Annotated in this window: 20 protein-coding genes; 11 read left to right on the top strand and 9 right to left on the bottom strand. The window is 69.9% G+C overall.

Annotated features, from left to right (window positions below; translation table 11 throughout):
* Positions 1–109 precede the first annotated feature (109 nt).
* From aceE to B7P34_RS00805, 3 genes are all read left to right on the top strand, one after another.
* Positions 110–2791, top strand: coding sequence for a pyruvate dehydrogenase (acetyl-transferring), homodimeric type (aceE, locus tag B7P34_RS00795; RefSeq protein ID WP_106673776.1), 2682 nt, complete (start codon positions 110–112; stop codon positions 2789–2791).
* A 236-nt stretch (positions 2792–3027) separates the two neighbouring features.
* Positions 3028–3660: a DUF998 domain-containing protein gene (locus B7P34_RS00800; protein WP_189382296.1), complete on the top strand. Its 633-nt coding sequence runs from the start codon at positions 3028–3030 to the stop codon at positions 3658–3660.
* A 91-nt stretch (positions 3661–3751) separates the two neighbouring features.
* On the top strand, positions 3752–4549 hold the full coding sequence (locus B7P34_RS00805) for a DUF1963 domain-containing protein (protein ID WP_106673778.1): 798 nt from the start codon (positions 3752–3754) through the stop codon (positions 4547–4549).
* Between the two features lie 167 nt (positions 4550–4716).
* Here B7P34_RS00805 and B7P34_RS00810 read toward each other — a convergent pair whose 3' ends face one another.
* The 4 genes from B7P34_RS00810 to B7P34_RS00830 all read right to left on the bottom strand — a co-directional run bounded on the left by B7P34_RS00810 (position 4717) and on the right by B7P34_RS00830 (position 7803).
* Positions 4717–4998 (bottom strand): hypothetical protein, encoded by a 282-nt coding sequence (locus tag B7P34_RS00810; RefSeq protein WP_106673779.1) that lies wholly within the window; start codon positions 4996–4998, stop codon positions 4717–4719.
* Positions 4999–5194: 196 nt separating this feature from the next.
* Positions 5195–6139: an ATP-grasp domain-containing protein gene (locus tag B7P34_RS00815; RefSeq protein ID WP_106673780.1), complete on the bottom strand. Its 945-nt coding sequence runs from the start codon at positions 6137–6139 to the stop codon at positions 5195–5197.
* Between the two features lie 364 nt (positions 6140–6503).
* Entirely contained in the window at positions 6504–6686 is a 183-nt protein-coding gene (locus B7P34_RS00825; RefSeq protein WP_106673782.1) for a hypothetical protein, read from the bottom strand.
* 217 nt (positions 6687–6903) lie between these two features.
* Entirely contained in the window at positions 6904–7803 is a 900-nt protein-coding gene (locus B7P34_RS00830) for a helix-turn-helix transcriptional regulator (RefSeq protein ID WP_106673783.1), read from the bottom strand.
* Between the two features lie 104 nt (positions 7804–7907).
* On the opposite strand from B7P34_RS00830, the gene B7P34_RS00835 reads away from it, so the two are divergent.
* The 4 genes from B7P34_RS00835 to B7P34_RS00850 all read left to right on the top strand — a co-directional run bounded on the left by B7P34_RS00835 (position 7908) and on the right by B7P34_RS00850 (position 12337).
* A complete protein-coding gene (locus B7P34_RS00835; RefSeq protein WP_106673784.1) occupies positions 7908–9374 on the top strand; it encodes an MFS transporter in 1467 nt (488 codons plus the stop codon).
* A 186-nt stretch (positions 9375–9560) separates the two neighbouring features.
* Positions 9561–10316 carry a MerR family transcriptional regulator gene (locus tag B7P34_RS00840; protein WP_435693940.1) on the top strand — a complete coding sequence of 252 codons (756 nt, stop codon included), beginning with the start codon at positions 9561–9563 and terminating at the stop codon, positions 10314–10316.
* Entirely contained in the window at positions 10313–11527 is a 1215-nt protein-coding gene (locus B7P34_RS00845) for a glycosyltransferase (protein ID WP_106673786.1), read from the top strand. The genes B7P34_RS00840 and B7P34_RS00845 overlap by 4 nt, the downstream gene beginning before the upstream one ends.
* A gap of 165 nt (positions 11528–11692) precedes the next feature.
* On the top strand, positions 11693–12337 hold the full coding sequence (locus B7P34_RS00850; protein ID WP_223267349.1) for a hypothetical protein: 645 nt from the start codon (positions 11693–11695) through the stop codon (positions 12335–12337).
* A gap of 68 nt (positions 12338–12405) precedes the next feature.
* Here B7P34_RS00850 and B7P34_RS00855 read toward each other — a convergent pair whose 3' ends face one another.
* Positions 12406–13281 carry a LysR family transcriptional regulator gene (locus B7P34_RS00855; protein WP_106673787.1) on the bottom strand — a complete coding sequence of 292 codons (876 nt, stop codon included), beginning with the start codon at positions 13279–13281 and terminating at the stop codon, positions 12406–12408.
* Between the two features lie 154 nt (positions 13282–13435).
* On the opposite strand from B7P34_RS00855, the gene B7P34_RS00860 reads away from it, so the two are divergent.
* The 3 genes from B7P34_RS00860 to B7P34_RS00875 all read left to right on the top strand — a co-directional run bounded on the left by B7P34_RS00860 (position 13436) and on the right by B7P34_RS00875 (position 16689).
* Positions 13436–14143, top strand: a complete 708-nt coding sequence (locus tag B7P34_RS00860) for an SDR family NAD(P)-dependent oxidoreductase (protein WP_106673788.1) — start codon at positions 13436–13438, stop codon at positions 14141–14143.
* A 161-nt stretch (positions 14144–14304) separates the two neighbouring features.
* Positions 14305–15333 carry an AAA family ATPase gene (locus B7P34_RS38095; protein WP_223267350.1) on the top strand — a complete coding sequence of 343 codons (1029 nt, stop codon included), beginning with the start codon at positions 14305–14307 and terminating at the stop codon, positions 15331–15333.
* Between the two features lie 93 nt (positions 15334–15426).
* Entirely contained in the window at positions 15427–16689 is a 1263-nt protein-coding gene (locus tag B7P34_RS00875) for a PQQ-binding-like beta-propeller repeat protein (protein ID WP_223267385.1), read from the top strand.
* An 86-nt stretch (positions 16690–16775) separates the two neighbouring features.
* Here B7P34_RS00875 and thpR read toward each other — a convergent pair whose 3' ends face one another.
* On the bottom strand, positions 16776–17351 hold the full coding sequence (gene thpR / locus B7P34_RS00880) for an RNA 2',3'-cyclic phosphodiesterase (protein ID WP_106673790.1): 576 nt from the start codon (positions 17349–17351) through the stop codon (positions 16776–16778).
* A gap of 138 nt (positions 17352–17489) precedes the next feature.
* A complete protein-coding gene (locus B7P34_RS00885) occupies positions 17490–17954 on the bottom strand; it encodes a hypothetical protein (RefSeq protein ID WP_106673791.1) in 465 nt (154 codons plus the stop codon).
* A gap of 203 nt (positions 17955–18157) precedes the next feature.
* Here B7P34_RS00885 and B7P34_RS00890 point away from each other — a divergent pair, with 203 nt between their 5' ends.
* Positions 18158–18637 (top strand): hypothetical protein, encoded by a 480-nt coding sequence (locus B7P34_RS00890; protein WP_106673792.1) that lies wholly within the window; start codon positions 18158–18160, stop codon positions 18635–18637.
* A 73-nt stretch (positions 18638–18710) separates the two neighbouring features.
* Here B7P34_RS00890 and B7P34_RS00895 read toward each other — a convergent pair whose 3' ends face one another.
* Positions 18711–19244, bottom strand: a complete 534-nt coding sequence (locus B7P34_RS00895; RefSeq protein ID WP_106673793.1) for an SMI1/KNR4 family protein — start codon at positions 19242–19244, stop codon at positions 18711–18713.
* A 146-nt stretch (positions 19245–19390) separates the two neighbouring features.
* Positions 19391–22735, bottom strand: a complete 3345-nt coding sequence (locus B7P34_RS00900; protein ID WP_223267351.1) for a DUF4132 domain-containing protein — start codon at positions 22733–22735, stop codon at positions 19391–19393.
* Positions 22736–22834 lie beyond the last annotated feature (99 nt).

A 22834-nucleotide genomic window follows, 5' to 3' on the forward strand; every position in this document is an offset into this window, starting at 1 on the left:
GGTGCCCGGCCGTGCGCCACCCACCGCCCGAGGGCACCACGCGCCCGAGGGCACCACGGCACACACGCAGCACCCCGTCCCCACCCGGGATCGTGAAAGGGGATCACCCGTGTCCCAGCTTGACCAACTGCCCGACAAGGACCCGTCAGAGGTCGCCGAGTGGCGCGAGTCCCTGGACTCCGCCGTCCGGTTCGGAGGAGCCGACCGGACGACGTACTTGCTGCGCCGCCTGCTCGAACACGCCGAGCGGTCCGGGCTGGACCTCCCTCCGCTCCTGGAGACCCCGTACCTCAACACCATCCCGACCTCTGCCGAACCCGACTATCCGGGCGACGAGGAGATGGAGGCCCGGATCACCGCCTGGGCCCGCTGGAACGCGGCCGCCATGGTCACCCGCGGCAACCAGCGCGCGGGCCTCGGCGGCCACATGGCGACGTACGCCTCCGCGGCCTGGCTCTACGAGACCGGCTTCCAGCACTTCTTCCGCGGCAAGGCGGGCCTGGGGGACCCGGCCGGGGGAGGATCCGGCGATCAGCTCTACATCCAGGGCCACGCCTCGCCCGGCATCTACGCACGCGCCTTCCTGGAAGGCCGCCTGACAGAGGGGCAGCTCGACCGCTTCCGGCAAGAGGCCGCCGGCGACGGGCTCCCCTCCTACCCCCACCCGCGCCGGCTGCCCCGGCTGTGGGAGTTCCCGACCGTCTCCATGGGACTGGGCCCGCTCTCCGCCATCTACCAGGCACGCTTCAACCGCTACCTCGAACACCGCGGCATCAAGGACACCTCGCAATCCCGCGTCTGGGCCTTCCTCGGCGACGGCGAAATGGACGAGCCGGAGTCGACCGCCGCCCTCGCCCTCGCGGGCCGGGAACGCCTGGACAACCTGACCTTCGTCATCAACTGCAACCTCCAGCGCCTGGACGGCCCGGTCCGCCCCAACTTCAAAATCGTGCAGGAACTGGAGGCCCAGTTCCGCGCCGCAGGCTGGAACGTCATCAAGGCGCTGTGGGGCACAGCCTGGGACAAGCTCTTCGCGCAGGACACCGAGGGCACGCTGGTACGGCGCCTGCGCGAAGTGCCGGACGCGCAGTTCCAGACCTACGCCACCGCCGACCCGGCCTACCTCCGCACCCACTTCTTCGGGGCCGGGGGCCCCGGCTCCCCGCTGCACGCGCTCGGCGCCGGCCTCGGCGACGATCAGCTCCTGGAGCTCTTCCGCACCTCCCGAGCAGGCCACGAGCCGCGCAAGGTCCACGCCGCCTACCGGGCCGCCGTCGAACACCGCGGCGCGCCGACCGTCGTCCTCGTGCAGACCGTCAAGGGCTACACACTCGGCCCGGGCTTCGAGTCGCGCAACGCCAACCACCAGATGAAGAAGCTCACCGGCAAGGAATTCCGGGCCATGCGGGACCTGCTCGACCTCCCGATCCCCGACAGCGCCCTCGACGGTGACATGGTGCCCTACGCCCACCCCGGCGAGAACTCCCCGGAGGCGCGCTACCTGCACGAACGCCGCGCAGCACTCGGCGGCCCCGCCCCGGCCCGCAAGGTCGTCGCCAAGCCACTGCCCGAGCCCTCCGCCAAGCCCTTCGAGGCCCTCCACAAGGGCTCGGGCAGCCAGGAGATCGCCACGACCATGGCCTTCGTCCGGCTGGTCAAGGAGCTCATGCGGGACGAAGAGACCGGCCGGCGCTGGGTCCCCGTCGTCCCCGACGAGGCCCGCACCTTCGGCATGGAGTCACTCTTCCCCTCCGCCGGCCTGTACTCCCCGGCTGGCCAGACCTACGACCCCGTCGACCGCGACCAGCTCCTCTACTACAAGGAGGCCAAGGACGGCCAGATCCTCAACGAAGGCATCACCGAAGCGGGCTCGCTGGCCGACTTCACGGCGGCCGCCACCTCATACGCCACGCACGGCGAGCCGATGATCCCGTTCTACATCTTCTACTCCATGTTCGGCTGGCAGCGGACGGCCGACCAGTTCTGGGCACTGGCCGACCAACTGGGCCGCGGCTTCGTCATCGGCGCCACCGCCGGCCGCACCACCATGACGGGCGAAGGCCTCCAGCACGCCGACGGCCACTCCCATCTGATCGCCTCCACCAACCCCGCCGCGATCTCCTACGACCCGGCATTCGCGTACGAGATCGCCGTCATCGTCCGCGACGGCCTGCGCCGGATGTACGGCCCCGACGCGGAAGACGTCTTCTACTACCTCACCGTCTACAACGAGACCAAGATCCAGCCGCCCATGCCCGAAGGTGCCGAAGAGGGCATCCTCAAGGGCCTCTACCGCTTCAAGGAAGCCGCCGACGCCCCCGCCGAGGCCCCGCGCCTCCAACTCCTCGCCTCCGGCACAGCCGTCCACTGGGCCCTGGACGCCCAGCGGTTCCTGGCCGACGACTGGGGCGTGGCCGCCGACGTATGGTCCGCACCTTCCTGGACCGAGCTGCGCCGCGACGCCCTGTCCTGTGACGCGGCGCGGCTCAAGGGCGAGGACCGGATCCCGTACGTCACCCAGGCGCTGCACGGTGCGCCGGGCCCGGTCGTCGCCGTCAGCGACTGGATGCGGGCGGTCCCGGACCAGACCGCCCCCTGGGTCGAGCAGGACTGGACCTCCATCGGCACGGACGGCTTCGGCCTTTCCGACACGCGGGAAGCGGCGCGGCGCCACTTCGGCGTCGACGCCGAATCGGTGACGGTGGCGGCGCTCGCCGCGCTGGCACGACGGGGCGAGGTCAAGCCGGAAACGGTACGTGAGGCCGCACGGCGCTACGGCCTGCAGGACTGACCCTTACCTCCCACGAGACGCGGTGAAGGCCTGACAACGGCCGCAGAAGCCCATGGAGCACACCCGTTCGTAGGGTCTGCCCCACCCCGCTCCGGGGGCTCACCGGAGTGCCTGCGGCCAGAGCTTCATGATCCGCTAGCCCGTACAGGAATCGTGCGGCAGAAGGCGGACAGGTGAAGGCTCGGATCGGACATCGGACCGGACATCGGATCGGATATTGGGCATGGATCGCGGGAGTGGTGCAGTTCTTCGTGATCCACGGGATCGTCGAGTCAGCCTGGGCAAAGCCGTACAGCTGGGCCCGGAACAACATCAGTGACCTGGGCAACGCCCACTGCGTCATGCAGCAGGAACCCGAGCTCCGGTATGTCTGCTCGCCCGAACACGGCCTGATGAACGTCTCGTTCGTCGTCCTGGGAACGCTTCTCGTCGTCGGCGCTGCCCTGACCGGCCCCCTCTGGCGTCGGGGCGCGACCGCCGCCGCGGCCCGGGTCCTCCTGGCCGGTGCCGGCCTGGGATTCGCGCTCGCCGGGCTGGCGCCTGCGGACGTCCACGAGAACCAGCACGTCCTGGGCGCCCTGCTCATCATGGGAGCGGGCAACGTAGGACTTCTTCTGGCGGGGGCCGGCCTGTCCGACGACGTTCCGGCTCCGCTGCGGTGGGCCACCAGCCTGCTGGGAATCACGGCGATCACGGCCTTGGGCCTGTTCCTGTCCCGCCACTACCTGGGGCTGGGCATGGGAGGCATGGAGCGGGTCGCGGCATTCCCCGTCCTGCTGTGGACGCTGGCTGCCGGTGCCCGCGGTCTGTTCCGGCGGGCAGCCCGCAGGCGGGAGGCGAGCACTTCCGTGACACTCATCGTGGGGTGACGGCCGGAGCCGGTACGCCCGGGCCCGGGCAGGGCCACCGCACAAGTGCCCTGGCGAACCGACGGCAAGTGCGCGCTGAGAAGATCCCGGCATGCAATTCGATGATCCCGCCGGCATGCGCCGGGTGTGTACGGAACGGCTCGGCGAGAAGGCCGGCCGGCAGTTCGCGGCGATGGCCCGTCCCGGCTTCCGGCTGACCCAGCCGACGGACGACGCCCCGGCCGCCGGCCGGTCCCGGCTAGGCGGCCCGGCCCTGCTCGAACCCGGCACCCCTTGGCCCGGCATCGACGGCGTCCCGCTGTCCCTGCACGCCGTACTCGACACCGATGCCCTCGCCGCCTGGCTCGGGAACGATCTGCCGACGCGCCCGGGCCTGCTGAACTTCTTCTACCTCGATCCGGACGTGCCGTACGAGGAATACCGCAAGCTCGACGCATCGAGCCCCGAGGCCTGCCGTGTGCTTCCCGCAGATCCTGCCCGGGCCCTTGAGACAGCGGCACCCGAGCCGGCGCGGAGATATCCGGCTCGACCCGTTCACGCAGCTGAGGTGATCATGCTTCCGGACTGCTGGGACGTCGAGGACGACGACGTCGAGTTCGACCCGGACGAGCACTGGGGCGCGCCGTCGCTCATCCTCAGCACGATGGACGACTTCGACGGGAACACCGCCGGCCACCACTGCGCGTTCGGCTGGCCCGACACCTCCTACGGGACCGGGGTGTCCTACCGGGACGCCGACGGCCCCGCGGTCCATCTGCTCCAGCTCGCGGGGGACGAGGACCTCGGCTGGGGCTGGGGCGACGCCGGAACGATGTACTTCACGATCCCCGCGAAGGCGTTCGCGGCAGGGGACTTCAGCAAGGCCGAGGCGCAAGGGCGCTGCTGCTGAGCCGCACACGAAATGTCGTGTGCGCCCAGCCACCCGGCGATGGCCATGGCCTGCCCGGGCGCCGTGGTGCGCCCCCAGGGCCAGGCATCCGCTCCGGCAGTAGCCGGCATCAGCCGACACACGCGGGCAGGCTCGGTGCCGGCCGTCGCCGAGTGCGGGTCGGGCCATCAGACCTCGTCCTCCAACACAGCGTCGCAGGCGCTGCAGACCCGGTCGGCGTATTCCGGGGCGTACCACGAGGAACCGGGGTGCTCCGAGGGTTTCCACGAGGCCGCCTCCATGGCGAAGCTGTCCTTACCGCAGAACGTCCGGGGACCTGGAGCCGATGAGCCGGGGGCGGCCGGCGTCGCATGCACCTGGCGGACAACCTGAGCTCCTTCACCAACGGACGCTCCGCCGGACACGGCCGGAGCCCTGTCGAACTCGTACACCACGATGATCTCCATCATGTGTCCGACGGTAGACCGCCGCGCGGGAGAACGCCGTGTGGACGCCCACTGGACGACGAATGCGGATGCCCTGGGTGTGGCCTCCGGGATGCGGCCGACCACCTGCCCGAGGCCGACGCGACCGCACGCCTCCGGCAGGGTGACGGGACGGCGGCCTGTGTGCCGGCCTGCTGCACGATCACCGCCGTGAAGCTTCTCACCGCCGTGAAGCTTTTGCGCTGGACAGGAGAAAGTCGAAGAAGTGGTCGGCCAGCGGTTCCCCCAGCAACGGCTCGAGGAAGAGGAACTGCCCCTGAGGGTTCACTTCCAGCCATACGGGTTCGCCGTGTGGTGTGAGCTTGATGTCGATGATCCCCATGCGCAGGCCGAGTCGTTGCAGCACTGACACGACTCGCCGGGCCACGTCCGTCGGAACGCTCCACCTGGAGATGGGGACATTCAGGTCAGGGCGCCAGTCAAGGCTGTCCGTCTCGATCAAGGCGGCGTAGAAGCGGTCACCGAAGCAGTTGAGCCTCACGTGCCGCCGACCGGGAATGTACTCCTGGTACACGGCAGGGCATGCGGTGAAGGACTCCTCGGGAATGGCGGACGGGTCGTCGATGTACTGCGTGAACATCAACGGGCCGCTCGCACCCACCACTGGCTTGACGATGATCCGTCCCACCTGCCGAGCGAAGTCAATGACGTCCTGACGGGATTGGGAGACGAGGGTCCGTGGAACGCGGAATCCTGCTTCCTGCGCCACGGAAAGCTGGTACAGCTTGTCCGCGGCGCGGTCGGTCGCTTCCGGTGGCGATACCCACAGGCCTCGATACGCCGCGGCGAGGATACCGCCGAGAGCGCCACGGCAATCGTTGTTGACCAGGCGTCGCTGAAAGTCGTCCGGCGTCTGGGCCGAGACCTGCTGGTTCGCCCGCATTCTCCGCCACCACAGCACCGAGACATCCGTCAGAGGCAGGGCAACCCCATCGGATGTCAGGACCGTTGCGGACGAGTCTCCGTGAGAACTCCATGCCAGGCTGCGCCGCCCGCTGATCCGGTCGCACTCCATGATGTGGAAATCAGCGTACCCACGGCGGGCGGCGGCTTCGCGGACGGCAAGGGTGTGGAGATCGTCCCTGACGGAGACCGTGAGGATCATTGCTCAGCGCAGTCCACGCAGCAATCGTCGCTGCAACCGCAGGAACAGGACTCGGACGCCGACCCCGCCATGTCGCGGGCATCGATCCTGAGGCCGGTGGTGGCGCGAACGGCCTCTTCCCATGCCTGGAGTTCCTCGGGAGTCTGCAGGCGAACGTAGGAATCGGGCTGTGCTCTGAGCACGACCGGGGGAGGAGCCGCAGAACCGATGCTCGTCAAGCCCTTCCTGCTTACGGATTCCCCGAGTTGGAATGTTGCCATCGAATTCACCTCCGGGGACGGTGTGAGGCGTGGCTGGGATGTTCCCCTGAGTCCATGACAGCACCATCGCTGTGCCGCTGCACGTTTCGCTGTCGTGGGATCGGTCAGTCGGGCGGGTAATCCTTGCGGTGGCCCCAGCCGAGGACATCCTGCTCGGGCGGGGTCTTGTAGACGTCGTCTTTCGTCTCTTCCCTTGCCTTCTTGGCTTGTGCCGCCTCGTCCCGCCGCCGGTGCTTGTCCTCGGCGGAATGGGCCTCCTTGTGCTTCCTCTTCGGCAGCCAGGTCATGGCTCCCATCTCATCTCTCTCTTGCACTTCCTCATGCACTTCAACCCCGTTTTCAGGTTCACACGCGCACCCGGAACCCGCATCCGCCCCGATGCCCTCCAACCCGGCATCGTTGCAGTCGGGATTCACTGAGCGACTGAGAGTGACTGACCAGTCCGGCGCTTTGGGGGAGGCGGCATGGGACAGCGCATCGTCACTCGTCAGCCATCGGCAGCCGCTACCTGTCCAGATGCTGGGCCGCCCCGGCGTGGACGGCCTCCGGCTTCTGCTGATCGACGACCTGGTCGGACAACAGCCGCAGCGCGTCGGCCGAGGCGGGGTCGTTGGGTGTGTAGACCTCGAGTCGATGGTCAGGGCTCTCGGGCTGCAGCCACACCTGGTAGTCGACGTCGGCTCTCCCGACGGTCGGGTGCTGCAGCCGCATGGTTCCTACGGTGCAGTCGGCGACGTCGCCCTTGGCCCACAGCGCGGCGAAGGCCCGGCTGCGCATGGCGAGTTCGCCGATCAGTTCGGCCAGGCGGGCGTCGGTGGGATGGCGGCCCGCGGTGAGTCGCAGGTAGGCGACGTGGATTCGGGCGAGTTCGTCCCAGTTCCGGTGCAGGTCGCGGGTGAGGGAGTCGAGGAAGAACATGCGGGGGATCGACGGCCGTCGCGCGAGATCGTGGGGCGCGTCGAAGTCGACGTGTTCTGCGACGAGGGCGTGTCCCGTGCGGTTCCAGGCCAGCACGTCACCGCGGCGGCCGAGGATGACGGCCGGCATGGCCTCGCCCAGAGATGCCAGGAGCGTGAGTACCCGCAGGTGCGGTCTTTCCGGGCGGGGGCGGATCAGGCGTGGGGTGGCGGGCTGCCGGGCGAGGTTGTGCAGGTGAGCCGTCTCGGCGGGATCGAGCCGGAGCACACCGGCGAGTGCGTCGAGGACCTGCTGGGAGGCCGTGCCGGCCTGTCCCTGCTCCAGTCGCGTGTAGTAGCCGGCGCTCACGCCGGCGAGCTGGGCGAGCTCCTCGCGGCGCAGTCCCGGTACGCGGCGGGCGGTGCCGTAGGCGCGCAGTCCGACGTCGGCGGGGGTGACCCGGTCTCGGCGGGTCTTGAGGTAGGCACCGAGGCTCTCCAGCTCCATGACTTCGAGCGTAGGCGACACAGATGGTGTCCGGGTGTCCCTGTCAGGTGTACCCACGACGCGGGGATGGTTGCGGCCGCCGGCGGTGCCGCACCGTCGGGGCCATGAACGAACAGTGTGTTCCTCACTCACCGGGCTTGCGGGCGTGGCTGGGTCTGCTGGTGGTCCTCGGCCCGGTCCTGCTGGTCGCGATGGACGGCTCGGTCCTGTTCCTGGCGATGCCGAAGGTCTCGGAAGCGCTGTCGCCGACTGCCGGTCAGGCGTTGTGGATCCTGGACGTGTACGGGTTCGCCGTCGGGTCTCTCCTCATCGCGTTCGGCAACATCGGTGACCGGTACGGCCGCCTGAAGCTCCTGACGACCGGTGCGGCAGTGTTCGGCGCCGCCTCGGCAGGAGCGGCGTTCGCCCCCGGGCCGGGATGGCTGATTGCCGGCCGGGCCCTGATGGGCGTGGCCGGGGCCACGCTGTTGCCGTCCGCCCTTGCGGTGATCAGTGAGCTGTTCCCCGACCCGCCTCAACGGGCGAAGGCGATCGGCATCTTCGCGGCCACCTTCGCCGCGGGCTTCGCGATCGGCCCGGTCATCGGTGGGCAGCTGCTGAACAGCTTCTGGTGGGGATCGGTCTTCCTGATCAATCTCCCTGTCGTCGTGGTGTTCCTCGTCCTGGCCCCGGTCCTGCTTCGCGAGGTGCGCGCCACCGGGACCGGACGCGTCGATGTCCTGAGCGTTCTGCTTTCCGCCGCGGGCATCCTGCTGACCGTCTACGCGGTCAAGCACGTTGCCGCGGCGGGGCTGACCGGGACACCGGTCGCCACCGGTGTCATAGGCGTCACTGTCCTGGGGTGGTTCGTCCGGCGGCAACTCCGCCTCGGACATCCGCTGATCGACTTCGGCCTCTTCCGCGACCGGGTGTTCACCGTCGCGGCCATCACCGGGCTGCTGCCGCTGGCCGCATGGTCGGCGACGGCGTACCTCGGCGGCATCTACCTCCAGTCCGTCCTCGGACTGTCCGTCCTGGATGCGGCTCTCGTCGCACTCCCCGGCGCCGCCGTGCTCACCGTCACCTGCATCGCCACACCGGCCCTGGCCGTGCGCGTCGGCACCCGGGCGGCGCTCATCGCCTGCCACTTCCTCATCGCTGCAGGCGTGCTCCTGCTCTTGGCCACCACTACCTCCGGGGGCGTCGGCTGGTACGTGGCCTCCACCGTCATCGCCGGCACCGGCTACGGAATCTCCTTCAGCGTTGTTGCCGACACCGCCGTCGCCGCGGTTCCTGCGGAGCGCGCCGGGTCCGCAGCAGCGATCGCCGAGACCAGCAACGAGGTCGGCAACGCCCTCGGCATCGCACTCCTCGGCTCGCTCGCCGCCCTGATCTTCCGGCTCCAGGGGCCCGGCCTCGCCGGCACCCTCAACGAGACACTCCGGATCCCTGGTCTGGGGACCGCGGTGATCGGCGAAGCGAAGGCCGCCTTCGTCACCGGCCTGCACGCCGCTGCCGCCATCGCAGGACTCCTCCACGCCGCACTCGGCGCCTTCGCCCTGCGCCACCTGCCGAGGGCGTCCACACGGTGAGCCGGGCAGGCGGGCGAGCCAGGGTTCTCGGCTGGACGGGAGAGCCGGAGCCGAGCAGCAGGCCGCCCCGCCGGCCGTCCGGCGAACTTGACCCTCCCCTTACGTCAGGCTTAAGGCTGATGCCGACGAAAGGGCAGGTGGATGAGCTACTCCGTGGGGCAGGTATCGGCTTTCGCCGGGGTGACGGTGCGTACTCTGCATCACTACGACAAGGCCGGGCTGCTCTCGCCCAGTGAGCGCAGCCACGCCGGATACCGGCTCTACAGCGACGCCGACCTGGCGCGACTCCAGCAGATCCTCTTCTACCGCGAGCTGGGCTTCTCCCTCGACGAGATCGCTGCGATCTTCAAGGAGCCGCAGGCGAACGCCGTGGAGCACCTGCGAGCCCGCCAGCGGCAGCTGAGTGAGGAGATCGCCAGGCTGCAGCGCTTGGCCGAGGTCGCGGAACGAGCCATCGAGGTCCAGCAGACGGGCGTGTCCCTGACTCCCGAGGAACGCTTCGAAGTCTTCGGCGAGATCACCTTCGACCTGAGCTACGCCACCGAGGCAGAGCAGAAATGGGCGCACTCGGAAGGCCGGCGCGAGGCGATGGCGCGCGCTGCCGCCCACACCAAGGAGGACTGGCGCCGGCTCATGGGAGAAGCCACGGCCTGGCGCGCGGAACTGCTCGCGGCCTTCGACGACGGGGAGCCGAGCAACGGCGAGCGCGCCATGGACCTCGCCGAAGAGCACCGCCTGCACATCTCCCGCTGGTTCACCACCTGCCCACCTGACATGCACCGGCGCATCGCGGACGACTTCGTGGCCGACCCACGAGCCTTCGCTCTGGTCGTGCCGCCGTCACAGCAGCGCCCGGGCCTGGCCGCCTACATGTGCAAGGCGGTCCACGCCAACGCCGCCCGCCACGCAGGCGGCCCCACCGACTCCGAGGAGCACCGATGAGGATTCTGATCGCGGCGGCCGGATCGCGCGGCGACGTCGCGCCGTATACGGGCCTGGGCGCCGCGCTGCGCCTGGCCGGTCATGACGTGGCCCTCGCCGCCACGGATGCCTTCGCACCCCTCGTACGCGCCGCCGGGCTGGAATTCCGCAGCCTCCCCGGCGACACCCGGGCGCGCGGCGACATCACGGACAGGCGTGAGCTGATGCGCACCGCCGCCAGGTTCATCACCGAACTGGGCCAGGGGTTCGCCGACGCAGTGGACGACGGGACGGATCTGCTCCTGCTGTCGACCACCACGGCCCCGCTCGGCTGGCACCTCACCGAAGCCACGGGCATACCGAGCCTCGGCGTGTACCTCCAGCCCACTGCCCCGACCGGCGACTTCCCGCCCGTCGTCACGAGCTCCCGCTCACTGGGCCGCCTCGCCAACCGCGCGACCGGACGCTTCGCTCTCCGCATGACCGACCGTGTCTTCGCGCAGGCAGTCACAGAGCTGCGCCACCGTCTCCAACTGCCCCCGCTCTCTCCCTCCGCGGTGCGCCGACGGCAGGAACAGGCGAACTGGCCCGTCCTGCACGGCTTCAGCACGGCACTGGTGCCCCGCCCTTCCGACTGGCGTTCCGGCCTGGAGGTCGTGGGCAACTGGTGGCCCCACCACGATGCGGCCCAAAAGCTTCCCACGGAACTGGAGGACTTCCTTCACGCCGGTCCCCGGCCCGTCCTCATCGGCTTCGGGAGCATGGCGGCCGGGGACGGGGAACGGCTGAGCGAGATCGCCGTACGAGCCCTGCGCCGCGCCGGGCTGCGCGGCATCCTCCAGGGAGGCAGCGCCGGACTCGCAGCCGACGCCGACGACGTACTCACCATCGGCGACGTACCGCACGCCCTGCTGTTCCCACGGCTGGCGGCGGTCGTCCATCACGCCGGAGCAGGAACCGCGGCCGCCGCGCTGCGCGCAGGAGTCCCCGCGGTCACCGTGCCGGTGACTGCGGACCAGCCGTTCTGGGCGGGACGGCTTGCCGCCCTCGGCGCCGCCACCGACCCGATCCCCTTCCGGTCCCTCACCGCCGAACGGCTCGCCGACTCACTCACCCGGGCAGTGAAACGGCAGACATACTCGCGAGCCGCTGCGAAAGCGGCGCAACACATGGCCACCGAGGACGGGGCAGGCCAGGCCCTCAAGGCCATCGAGCGGCTGACGAAAGGCTGATGCCGGCCCATCCACTCGGCGCTCGTCATCAGGCGGGGCGCACACCTGGCCTTGCCGGGTGAAGCCTCGTCGTACGGTTGCCTCGTCGTACGGTTGCCACGTCGCCTGTCCGACCACGAGTGCCCCGCGGACGGCCCACGCCTCCCGGCTGCCTATGCTGCACTGATGGCTGCAGTGAACATGAAGAAATCGCAAGGTGGGACCGTGGACCGGGGTGTCTACCTCCTGCTCACGTTCGTCGTGGTGGGACTCGGATGGGTCATCGCCGCGGCCAATACGGGCATCTCCTACCTCGTGCTCAGCATGGACTGGATCGCGATATCCACCGGCCTCCTTGGATGCGTCGTCTTTGCCATAGTGCTGCGCTTCCTCCACTGCGCGTGGTGGCTCGCCGTCGTCTCCCTCGCGCCGGCGGTGTTCGTCCTCGTGGGCTCGGTCCAGTACGCCCCCGAGGAAACGCTCGACGGCCGGGGCATCCGCGAGAGCGTCCTGATCACCGGGGACAAGGCCGCCGAGGGCGGCAAGAACCACCGCTTCATCCTCAACGGCCGCTCGGGAAGGCTCAAGGAGACACTCGACTACAACGGAGACTCCCCCCAGTGGAAGGCAGGCGACCGGGTCGAGGTCATCTACGACCCGAAGGGCGTCGTCCCGCTGGCAGTGGCCTCCGACGTTGATCCGGACTCGAAGCTGGAGATGCTCGCCATGGGCCTCACCGGATGGACCGGCATCACCTTGCTCGCCGGCCGGCGCGGATTCGTACGGCGCAGTGCCGGCCGCCGCCCAGTATTCGACGACACGGGTCTCTGAGCCGGATTCTCCAGCTGCTCTTGTCCTCAGGCCCGGTGCGCGGAGCACAGCTCTCGGTCAGTTCGCGGTCAGTTCGCGGACGCCGCGGGCGTCCGGCTCGTGGCCCCGGGCATCTCCTCCGCCTCCGAACCGCCGGTGTGCCGGCGCAGCGTCGCGGTGGCGATGTCCAGGAAGTCCGGTGCGAGGCCCGGGCAACTGCTCTCCGGCACTGCCAGGCACGTCTCGACGGGCAGGGCGTCGGTGACGGTCCGGTAGACGAGGTCGGGGCGGGAGTACGAGTTCGCGATGCTGACGGGGACGAGCGCGATGCCCTGCCCGGAGGCGATGAGCTCGAACTTCTCCTCCAGCGAGGATGTCCGCCGCGTCTTCGCGTCGAGGATCGGCTCACCGTCGAGATCGGCGGATGCGAGGGCGCGGCGGCCGGCCAGCGGATGCGTCACCGGCAGGCACGCGACCTTGGTCTCGTGACCGATGGGGACGGTGCGCAGCCCCGAATCATCGAAGGGGCGCCGGAGGTACGCCACATGCGCGCGGCCGTCGCGGAGCGGCGCGTCCCGTTCCCACCAGCGCAGCGGAAAGACGTCGATGACGACCTTCGGGTGGCTCGCCGTGAACGCCCGGATCGCGTCCGACACGTGCAGGCCGGGCGAGAAGGCGACGACGAGCCGCTGCTCACCCCGCTGGGCTTCGTACACGCGCTGCAGCGCCCCGTCCACCACCGTGGTGATCCTTGACGCCTCGTCATACAGCTGTTTCCCCGCGGGGGTCAGCTCCACGCTCCGCGTGGTCCGCGTGAACAGGGGGCATCCCAGCTCCTGCTCGAACGCGCGGATCTGCCGGCTGAGGACCGGCTGCGCGATGAACAGCGCCTGTGCCGCCCGGCCGAAGTTCCGGTGCTCGGCCACCGCGACGAAATAGCGGAGCTTACGCAGATCCAGATCCATGCCGTAACGGTATCAATGCGGCCCGAAGGGTATTGGACGCCCGGCCGAACCGCTCGGAGACTTGCAGCGTGATCGCCACACTCACTCCGGCGGCCGACACCGCCGGCCGATTGCTGTGCCCTCCGGCGGGCCGCTTCAATTCTTAAGGAATCACGTGAATAGCACGCCCAATGACACCCGCAAGACGGCCGTCATCATCGGAGCCTCACGAACCCTGGGCCTCGGGCTCGCCGCCGAGTACCTTCGTCGCGACTGGGACGTCATCGGCACGGTCCGCGGCAGCCGGCGCACCGGCCTGCACGACCTGGCCGAAGCATCCGGAGGGCGGCTGACCGTCGAGTCGCTGGAGATGACCGATCCGGAGCAGATCTCGGCACTGCGCGACCGCCTGGCTCAGCGCACTCTCGACCTGCTCTTCGTCAACGCCGCCATCACACGCGGCGACATCCCGATCGGCGAGGTTCCGACGGACATGTTCACCGACGTCATGATCACCAACGCACTCAGCCCGATGCGCGTCGTGGAGACCCTCCGCCCGCTGGTCGCGCCGACCGGAACCATCGGCGTCATGTCCTCCGACCAGGGAAGCATCACGTTGAACACCGAAGGCGGACAGGACCTGTACCGAGCCAGCAAGTCCGCACTGAACCAGCTGATGCGCAGCTACGCCGCCCGCCACGCCGGGGACACGCGGACACTGCTGCTCATGGACCCGGGCTGGGTCCGCACCGAACTCGGCGGGCCCGAAGCCGATCTCAGCGTGGAGGAAAGCATTCCCGGGGTGGCGGAGACGATCGAACGCCACCAGGGCAAGCCCGGTCTCCACTTCGTCGACTACCAGGGGCAGGTTGTGCCCTGGTAGACCGTGGTCGTGTTTACCTTCAGGCCGGCGGAGACCGCTGGCACAGCGGACTGATGAACAGCGACTACGATCCACTCAAAGCGCACTGACCAGCGGCGGGGTGCGCACCCCGCGGCCGTCCGCAGGGCCGATGCCGCCCTGATGGGCGAAGGGAGAAGGCCATGCCGGTGACCGGCACCCCGTGTGGCGGGCGCCCGGAGCTGATCGTGCTGGTCGGCCTCCAGGCGTCGGGCAAGTCCACCTTCTACGCCCGTACCTTCGCCGGTACGCACGCGCACGTGAGCAAGGACCTCTTCCGCCGGGCCCGGCACCGGCAGCGCCGCCAGATGCGCCTGGTCGAAGAGGCCCTGGCGGAGGGCGTGCCGGTGGTGGTGGACAACACCAACCCCTCGCCGCACGAATGGGCGCCCCTCATCGCAGCCGGCCGCGCCCATGGCGTCCGTGTGCTCGCCTACTGGTTCCCGCCCGACGTCGCGGGCGCCCTCGCCCGCAACGCCGCACGGCAAGGCCCCGAACGAGTTCCGGACGTCGGCGTGTACGCGACGCTGAAAAAGCTCCGCAGGCCACGACGGTCCGACGGCTTCGACGCGGTGTACGAGGTCCGATTCGACGGCGAGGGCGGATTCCTGGTGGATCCCGCGGAGGAGCCCGGGCCCGGACATGAGGCCACATGGGGCCTCGACGTGCCCCTCTGGCCCGCCCCCGGCACGGAGCCACGGCCGCTCGCCGTCTTCGACCTGGACGGCACGCTGGCCGACGTCCGCCACCGGCTGCATCACCTGAAGAGCCGGCCGCGCGACTGGGACGCCTTCTTCGCCGCCGCCCGGCAGGATCCCCCGCTCGCCGAGGGAGTCGCCCTGCTCACGGCCGCCGCACAACGGTGCGAGGTGGCTTACGTGACCGGTCGCCCGGAGCACTGCCGCCAGGACACCCTCGACTGGCTCGCCCGGCATGACCTGCCCGAAGGCCCGCTCCTCATGCGCAGCCGGGGCGACCGCAGACCGGCCCGGGTCTGCAAACCGGAGCTGCTGCGCGGGCTCGCCCGCGACCGCGCCGTCGCGGTGGTGGCCGACGACGACCGCCAGGTGTGCGACGCCTACGAAGCCGAAGGATTCCAGGTGCTGCGGGCCGCCTGGATGGCCCGGCAGCCTCTCCTGGAACGGGTCCAGGAGAGCGAGGGCCGCACCTGAGCGGCCACGGGCAGGGTACCTGGATCGGTTGACGTTCCGGATGTTGCTGAGACGAGCTCACAGAGGGCGTTTTTCTGCCACTCTTTGGTGTTCATGAAGTCCATGCGTTCCGCGAACGGGCGCAACGCCGTGCGGTGCCCACTACGTCTGCTATCGGTCGTCCTCGCCGTCCTGTTCGCCGTGGCCGGGTGCGGAGGCGGACATCCCCACAGCGGCAGTAGGGCAGTTGACCCGAAGGCGCCGCCCGAGGCCTTCCCACAGGACCCCACCGCAACGATTCAGGGTGATTGGCCTTCTCCGGGCACCGGACACGATCCCGCCGACGTGGTGGCGTTGGGCGCGCGCCTTGCCTACGCCTACGACCAGGACGACGACACCGGCATCACCGCTTTCCGGCTGGACAACGGTGACGCCGCCTGGCACACCACCGTCCCGGAAGGGAGCTCCGTCGCACAGGCGCCCCGCCTCACGGGCAACACAGTGATCGGAGCCTTCGCCACCACGAAGAACGGCTCAGGGACGTACGCCGACCGGCATGGCATCAGCGTCGCCGCCATGGAGGCCGACACCGGAAAGACTCTCTGGACGCGAGAAATCGCCACTGACAGCGTCTCCGACAACACGGCGGGGACCGCCGTACCCCATGTGGTCGGGGCGGATGCTCAGCATGTACTCGTCGCCTCGTACGAGCAGGGCTTTTCGGAGACGCCGCCGTTGTCCGTCCTCCTCGACACGCGCACGGGCCGGGTCATCTGGACCGACACCGACTTCAAGGGAGTCGACCTGGAAGAGTCGGTGGCGGTCGGTATCCGCGACGACGGCGACTTGGCGGGCAAGTCGACCTCTGACGGCAGGCAGCAGTGGAGCCGCGACCTTCGGCTCGGCGAGATCAGGACCATGGATCCAGGCCCCGGACTGACCTTTGCCGACGGAACTGCCGCGGGCGGAACCCTGCTCATTGACGCCGCGACGGGCACGACCCGCCTGAACTCCGGAGACACGTCGCTGCTCGATTGCCACTACGACGGATGGAACACGACGATCTGCGCGGGAGCCGACGGATCCGGCAACGCCGTTGTATGGGCGGTGGACGTCCGCACTTCGCACGTCCTGTGGCGGCTGCCCGACCCGTCGGCGAACCGTGTCGCCCCCGAAATCACCTCGGCATGGCACGGAGTCGTCTACGCCCAAGCCGATCAGGCCATGACCCTGGACACTCGTACAGGCAAAGACCTGCGCACGAACACCGGCCCCATCTCGCCCACCATGGCGAACGACGGCTACGGCCTGGTCTATGACGACTCGGACCGAACGATCGACGTCTACCGGGCCGCCGGCAGATCCGTCTCCGACTGAGCGCCTACCAGAACCAGCGGCAAGAGGAAGCCGACCGGCTGCGCAGACCTCCGGCCCTGCGCATGCGCCGGATGCAACCAATCTGCTCAGGGGGCCCGCCGGGTGCCGAGGGGCCAGGCCGCCACGGTTTCGTACCGCGGGCGCCCACCGACGCCCCCGCCCAGGTGACTGCGCACCAGTTCCAGGCGCTCGACGCGCCACCGGCGGCCCCGGAACCCGGACAGTTCCTCCGCGTACGGGCGGAGGTTCACCCGCCCGGCGACGCGGGCGAGGGTGAGGTGGGGCCGGAAGGGGCGGGCGTCGTCCATGTGCACGCCCGCCTGCCGGGCCGCGACGATGGTGGAGCGGGCCAGGCTGCCAACGGTCTCCAGGGAACCGGTCGCCCCGACCCACAGGACGCGGTCCCCGAACCGGCCGCCGCCCGCGAACCGCAGCTCGTGCGCAGGATGCCGGTGGGCAGCGCGAGCCAGGTGCTCGCCCAGACCAGGGAGCAGGGCATCGTCGACTTCGCCGAGGAAGGCGAGGGTGAAGTGCCACGTGGCAGGGTCGGTCCAGCGCAGCTGGCCGCGGCGCTCGGGAAGGGCGGCGCGGAGTTGTGCCACTTCAGCCGCCAGTTCCTCGATGGCGGCTGGGGGAGGGATCACTGCGGCGAACAGTCGCATGGGGGTGAGTGTGACGCGGCCCGGCGGCGTTTTCCTGCTTCCACGCGGTGGTACCGGCACTGGCGGTGGCCGGAGGGCCCTCGGAAGCGGGCGGTGGACGAGGGACATCAGGCCCACCGGCGTCCCGCACCATGGGCTCTACAGGGGCGGCTCGATCTCCAGCCAGCGGTGCTGACGTGCTCCGCGGTACTCCAGAGCCTGCCAGCCGAGGTCCTGAAGGGCCCGCATGCAGTGCTGGAGCTGCTGGTGCTGCTGGAGGACGGCCTTACTGCCGGGCGGGCCGAGCCATTCCACGCGGACGATCCCGTCGATGAGGCTCACGCGGTAGCCGGTGGTGGTGCGCCGGCCGTCGGGGCCGAGGGCGGATGCGGAGATCCCGGCCGCCTCCAGGGCGAGGGCGACGGCGCGCAACGGCTGGCGGCGTTCCCATTCCGCTGGAACGGAGACGGGCCGGCCGTCCGCCGGGTTCATCACCTTCCGGATCTGCCGCAGCCCGTCCATGGCCCGGCGTACGGCGGTCGCCCGGTCCTCGCCGCTCCGGCCGAGGCCGGACGGGTCCTCATCTCCGGTGGCCGCGTGAAAGCGTTCCGCACCCTCAGTCACGGTGTTTGCCCCCCATCAGTGTGAGATCCGGGACCGGGCATGACGTCGGGTCCCGCTGGGATCCCATCGTGCCGTGAGGGTCTGACACGCCGTGGCCCGACGGGACCGTTGACGCCGTGTGCAGGAACATCGGGCTCGGTGGCAAGGGGGCCATCGGTAGACGAGAGCCCGCCTGTCAGAGGCGAGCACTAAGGTCTGCGAACATGGCTGACCTTTTTGAGCTCACGCTCACGCTGGACCTTCTCGATTCCTTGTCGGAGGAAGAGCTCACTGAACTGAGATGGCATCTCGGTCTGGGCCCCGAGCCGGACACCCTTCGTATCGTGACCAACTTTCCGTTCGTGGTGGAGGACGAGCACGGGGAGCCGGTCGTGGAGGACCATCCCGAGCCGCTTCTGGGCCGCCATGATGAGGCGGACAAGACGGGTGGTGTGCTGGTGTCGGCTCTGATACGCAGGCAGGACACCCGCAGTGGTGCCTGGGCGCTCACGAGCCGGCAGGAGATCCACCCCGATGATTTCGAGCGTACGGGCGAACTGCTCAGCTGGCTCGCGACCAAGGCTGTCGATGCGCACCGGCGCTTTGATGACGGAGACGTCCATCTTGGGTGGATCCGGTTCTGCGAAGAGATGCAGCCCAATCCACTGGTGGTGCGTGACGGGGCAGTCGTCTGGCCGTCGTAGCAGCTGACCTCTTCGAACGCGAGGTCAGCCGGGCCTGACCTCGCTCAAGCCTTGTTCGATGTGCTTATCGAGCTCAGCGGCAGAGCGCCATCATGTAATCGTCGAAGCCGGGGAACTCGCGTGTGGCCTGCTCGATCACGACGGCTGCCGGCGCACGATGGTCGGGGGCGAATCGCTCGGCGATGGACGTCAGCTCATGATTTGGGCGTGCGACCCAGTCGGGCCCGGGGTCGTATGACGTGGCTGCTTCCCAGGGACCAAAGCCGTCGGCCAGCAACCACAGGAAGGCTCCCAGGTGGCGGGCGACGACGCCGGTCTCCCCTTCGGAGCCGAGGAAGACGACAGGCTGCTCGATCAATGCCTGGCCTGGACGGATCAGCCAGAAGGCGGCGGATCCGCCGGTGCCGTCCTGCCCGAACACGCGGAAGCCGTCGCCGGTCAGCTCGCGGTTGCCGGTCCATGATCGCAACCAGTCGGTGGTCTCATCGGCGGTCAGGAAGGCCTCGAAGGGCTCGAAGTCGACACCGTCCTCGCCGATGCAGCCGAGCCGGACCGCCATGGCAGCGGCAAGCGGGGGAGGGAACTGCTCGTCCTCGTTCGGCGTCACGCGAACAGATTAGCGATCTGTTGAATTCGGATGGCACAGTTCGAAGATGTTTGTCACCGCACAACCAGGAGTGGCCGGCGGCCACCCAGTGCCGGACTCTCCCGCGCACCGGGTGTTCGCGTTCGAGCAGGTCGCAGACCGCGGGGCTACGGTGCCGTGAGCTCCGTGAGGTTCGACAGGAGCTCGGACGCTTCAACGTCGTCGAGTTCCCCGAACCGGAGTGCGTGCTCGCGGAGGGGGAAGTAGTCGGCCGGCCTCGTGTCGAGCCAGACGGTCTCGAGTGTCTGTTCCGAAGCGACGTCGATCTGGCCCACCGATATCCCCTCGTGCAGGGCTATGACCACGAAGCGGTCCGCCCCGAGCCGCTTGGAGATCCAGCGCTCGACGCCGGCGTCCATCGGCTCGCCCCGCTCCCAGCCGTGGCGCTGGAGGCCCAGTACCTTGCCCGTGGGCACGGTGATCCCCTCGAAGCGGACGAGCCGCCGGCTGTCCGCTTCCTCGGGTGTCAGGTGGCACACCGCGCGATGGAGTTGCGGGAAGGGCTGGCCGATCCCGGCATCCGCGAAGTGCGCCGTCCAGGCGGCGAGGCCGTCGCCCAGGTGCAGCGGGTGGGGGAGCCGTACCGTCGCCGACTCGGTCAGGGGCACTTCGCGGCCGGTGAGGTCGTGCGCCGTGCCGTCCTCGTGCACCCGGAACGCCGTGCCGACGCCGTCCTGCCACACCAGGCGCCGCACCAGGTGCCCCAGCAGGGGGTGCCGGACCAGGTACTGAACGAACTCGGGAGCCTCCCACACGCGCCCTGCAAGCATGGCTGACTCCAGGCGCCCCACCTGCGTCGAGGAGACGGCCCGCACCTCCTTCTTCAGAACGGTGAAGCGCTTGCGCTCCGCCGCGGCCAGCTCCGCGTCGTCCCGCCCGGCCGGGGCGGGCAGTGCCTTGCGCAGCTTGCCCGTCTCGTCCCGGACGTACGGCTGGAGCCGCTCGTCGAAGCCGACGGTGAAGCGGCGGGTGCCGTAGTCGATGACTGTGGAGCCCGTCGCGTCGAGGTCGAGGGTGGGCACCAGCCGGTCCGCGAGCCGGTCACCGGTCAGCCCGAGCTCCTCGGCCACCTCGTCGATCTTCTGCTGGGCGCGGGCCTTGAGCGCCTTGAACTTCACGCGGTCGGCGACGCGCGTCAGCTGGGACAGGGCGGTGTCCGTGCCGATACGGGCCAGGACGTCCAGGCCCGCCACCGCGCTGTGGTGCGCGCTCTCGCCCGGCCAAGCCATGATCAGCGGAGTGAGCCGACGGGCAGTCTCGTCGTCGCCGAACACCCCGAGTGCGTGTAGGGCCCAGTTCTCCTTGGCGGGCATGCCGTGGAGCCGCCACTGCTGAAAGAGGCCCCACGCGAATTCCGCCAGCGACTCCGGTTCGCAGGACTCCTGGAGTACGGCGAGCCCGGGATATGCCTCGCCGGGCGCAGAGAAGGCCAGCATGGTCACCGTGTTCCGCACCGCCTCCGCGGGCAGCGCGCCGCCGTCCCGCAGCACGATCTGCGGCAGCACCACCGGGCTCGCCCACGCGGGGACCGTGGGCATACGGGTGGGCAAGGCGCACACCAGCGGGTCTGTCACCAGGAGCTCGCCGACGGCCTCGGCCGCCGCGGGCCCGTACGCCGCCGCGGCGTCCCGTACGGCCTGGGCGCCGTGCTCCGCGGCGATCAGCCGCAGCGCCTGCTCGGCGCCGCGCCGAGCCGCGCCGGGCTTGCCCACCGCGTCGGGCACCAGCAGCGCGGCCGCCTCGGCACCGTGCCGGAGGAACCAGGCCCGCGCGACGGCCGACGCCGACCTGAGCCGGATCAGCCAGTCGGCCATCAGCCGGGCGACGCCGAGGTCGACGAACGGGAGCAGCAGGGGTCCCGCGCTGACCGGCCGGCGCGACGCCGCGTGCATCACTGGAGCCAGAGCGGCGAGTTCGAAGCGGGCCGCGATGGGCCTGTAGGCATCCGCGTCCCACACGTCGTCCGGAGTCCACTCGTTCAGCAGGGGACGCACTGTCTCGGCCGGGAGATGGAGGAACGCCCCCGCTGCGTGCACCGATGTCAGGAGAGTCCCGCTCCGCAACACCTCCGTGCTCGGCGTCTCCCTCGACCAGTTCGCCGCCACGGCCTGCCCGGTCCACCAGGTCTCCGTGGCCGCCCAGGCCTCGCGCTCGCCCGGAAGCCAGGCGACGCGCGATCCCCCGGCCGGAGCGGGCACCTTCATGGACGTGGCCTTGCGCGGCTCGGTTGCCGTCCACGGCGGGTTCCTCAGCAACTCCGGCACGGAGCCGTCGGGTGCTGCCGGCAGGAGGCCGTTGCCGTGGACGAGGGGCGCGACCAGTGCCGCGATGTCGTCAGGGAGGTCGGGCAGCAGGGACATGGCGAGCGGACGGTGGGAGCGGACGTGCGTGGTGAACAACTGCCGGACCAGGGTCGGGGTCTCCTTGGGCGCGGCACACTCCTCGCCGAGCAGCCGTACGGCCCGCGCAGGGTAGCGGAGCGCGGCGTCGAGAAGAGCGGGGCGGACGGACGCGTTCCCGGCCTTCGCCAGCAGGGTGCGGAACGCCTCGTCGGACGGGATCTCGGCCAAGGCGCCGCTGAGGAACTTGAGCTGGTCGGTGAAGACGTGGTCCGCGTTCAGATCCTGCGCGAGGAACGGGGCGATCTCCGGACCGATGACCTCCGCGAGACTGGCGAGCGTGGGCAGGTCCCAGCCACGCCACATGTCGTCGTTCTGCCCGCCCAGCTGCACGACCTGCTCGGCGGTGGACACTGAACACAGCACCATGCGAAGGATGGTGTAGTCCCCCTTGATGCCGGGGCCCTCGTCCGTACAGCACTCGGCCAGCCACCCCGCCTCGCCGGGCACGAGGTACGAGACGACGGCGCGGCGTCTGCCGTCCGTCCGGTGGGCGGCCAGGGCGGTCACCGCCCTCGCGTACGTCTCCTCGTCCGCCACCGCGAGCAGGGCCCGGACGCGGTCGGCCGCAGGCCGGTGCAGGTGGGAGATGTAGGAGCCGCTATCGGTGCGGCGGACGACCGGCGCCCCGGGCAGCCCGTCGCAGGAGGGCGCCACACAGAGGTCGAAGAGCTCCACCACGGCCTGGGCCGCGAACGGCAGGCCGTGGGCCTGGGCCCAGGCGTCCGCCCGCAGGTCGCGCGGCACGCCCTTACCGCTGTCCAGCACGGCCAGGACAGCGGCACCCAGAGGGCTCGCCTCGCCGCTCTGCTGGGCCCGGGCCGCGGCAACGAGCTGCTGGTCGCTCCGCGGGTGGGCGAGGACTTTCTCGGTCCACTCCGCCGCGCGTTCGGCCAGCTGCACGGCCCGTTCCGTTGCGTCCGCCGCCACCGGGGCAACCGGCGTGGACAGGCCGCCCCTGCGGGGGTGCCGCTCGCGGCGCCACGCATCAGGCATGATGAACGCGGTCTCGTCGTGCGGCGCGGCGCCGTTGGTGTGCTCACTGAGCAGCACAGTTCCCCCTGGATCACAGTCTGTCATCGGATGTCCCACACTAAGGGCACCCACTGACAACAGCCTCCTGGAAACTGAGCACCACACTGCGCGGCGCTC

It is taken from the genome of Streptosporangium nondiastaticum (genome assembly GCF_003011965.1).
GTDB classification, from domain to species: domain Bacteria; phylum Actinomycetota; class Actinomycetes; order Streptomycetales; family Streptomycetaceae; genus Streptomyces; species Streptomyces nondiastaticus.

Bases quoted from the DNA above. Each gene is read 5' to 3' on its own strand.
- B7P34_RS00805 (WP_106673778.1), top strand. From the start codon at position 3,752: ATGCAATTCGATGATCCCGCCGGCATGCGCCGGGTGTGTACGGAACGG.
- B7P34_RS00810 (WP_106673779.1), bottom strand. From the start codon at position 4,998: ATGATGGAGATCATCGTGGTGTACGAGTTCGACAGGGCTCCGGCCGTG.
- B7P34_RS00815 (WP_106673780.1), bottom strand. From the start codon at position 6,139: ATGATCCTCACGGTCTCCGTCAGGGACGATCTCCACACCCTTGCCGTC.
- B7P34_RS00825 (WP_106673782.1), bottom strand. From the start codon at position 6,686: ATGACCTGGCTGCCGAAGAGGAAGCACAAGGAGGCCCATTCCGCCGAG.
- B7P34_RS00830 (WP_106673783.1), bottom strand. From the start codon at position 7,803: ATGGAGCTGGAGAGCCTCGGTGCCTACCTCAAGACCCGCCGAGACCGG.
- B7P34_RS00835 (WP_106673784.1), top strand. From the start codon at position 7,908: ATGAACGAACAGTGTGTTCCTCACTCACCGGGCTTGCGGGCGTGGCTG.
- B7P34_RS00845 (WP_106673786.1), top strand. From the start codon at position 10,313: ATGAGGATTCTGATCGCGGCGGCCGGATCGCGCGGCGACGTCGCGCCG.
- B7P34_RS00850 (WP_223267349.1), top strand. From the start codon at position 11,693: ATGGCTGCAGTGAACATGAAGAAATCGCAAGGTGGGACCGTGGACCGG.
- B7P34_RS00855 (WP_106673787.1), bottom strand. From the start codon at position 13,281: ATGGATCTGGATCTGCGTAAGCTCCGCTATTTCGTCGCGGTGGCCGAG.
- B7P34_RS38095 (WP_223267350.1), top strand. From the start codon at position 14,305: ATGCCGGTGACCGGCACCCCGTGTGGCGGGCGCCCGGAGCTGATCGTG.
- B7P34_RS00875 (WP_223267385.1), top strand. From the start codon at position 15,427: ATGAAGTCCATGCGTTCCGCGAACGGGCGCAACGCCGTGCGGTGCCCA.
- thpR (WP_106673790.1), bottom strand. From the start codon at position 17,351: ATGCGACTGTTCGCCGCAGTGATCCCTCCCCCAGCCGCCATCGAGGAA.
- B7P34_RS00890 (WP_106673792.1), top strand. From the start codon at position 18,158: ATGGCTGACCTTTTTGAGCTCACGCTCACGCTGGACCTTCTCGATTCC.